The organism is Enterocloster sp. 210928-DFI.2.20 (assembly GCF_020554465.1).
Taxonomy (GTDB): Bacteria; Bacillota; Clostridia; order Lachnospirales; family Lachnospiraceae; genus Enterocloster; species Enterocloster bolteae.
The window spans coordinates 1-735 of sequence record NZ_JAJCHK010000096.1 but is presented as its reverse complement, the minus strand read 5'-3'; the positions used below and the strand labels follow the sequence as shown (position 1 = coordinate 735).

1 protein-coding gene is annotated in these 735 nt (G+C 57.1%); it reads right to left on the bottom strand.

The genetic code is table 11. The features are described from left to right. Positions 1-22: 22 nt before the first annotated feature. On the bottom strand, positions 23-735 hold a 713-nt coding region (locus LI015_RS27990), incomplete at its 5' end, for an AAA family ATPase (protein ID WP_227126781.1).

Genomic DNA, 735 nt, shown 5'->3' with positions numbered 1-735 from the left:
CGTTTCATCGTCCATTCCCTCCCTACAGCAGCATCATGGCGGATGCCTCGTTGATGATTGTTTCCGTGATGGTCGTCTGTTCCCGTTCCCGCATCAGACGGATGACGTTGTTCATGGTCCGGTCAAACAGCCGGAAACAGCCGTTCTTGCTGTTCCTGGCCCGGCTGGTCAGCACCTCCATGGCCCTCTCCTCCACGCTCCAGTCCTCCAGGTAGCGCTCTACCTCGCCTTTTCCCAGACCATGGAGCCGGTACGCAAAGTCCATACGGTTGGCAAACCGTTCATCATACGCAGCCAGGTGGGCCTCCAGGGACAGCTCCCCGGCCAGTACCATCCCCACCGCGGCCGAATCCATGATGGTGCGCAGCAGCTCAATCTTCTTGATGGTGTACTTGTTGATGAGCTTGTCCGCTTCGTCCACTATCATCAGATATCCCCGGTTCACGTTGAAGAACTCACAGATTTCCTCCAGGCGTTCGTCATTCGTACCGTAGCGCTTTGGCAGGCACAGCTGCTTCTCTATCCGCCTTACCAGGTCCCGGCAGCTCATGGACTCGTTGCACTCGATGTAGATGACACGGGGCAGCCTGGCGTACTGCTTCAGGCTGTAGGTCTTACCGTAGCCGGACCGCCCCACCACGATGGCGCTTCCCTGCTGTTGCTGGCACAGGTTGCAGATGCCTACTATGTTGATGTAATCATCGGATTCAAACACATCCGGCTTGCTTCCCATCC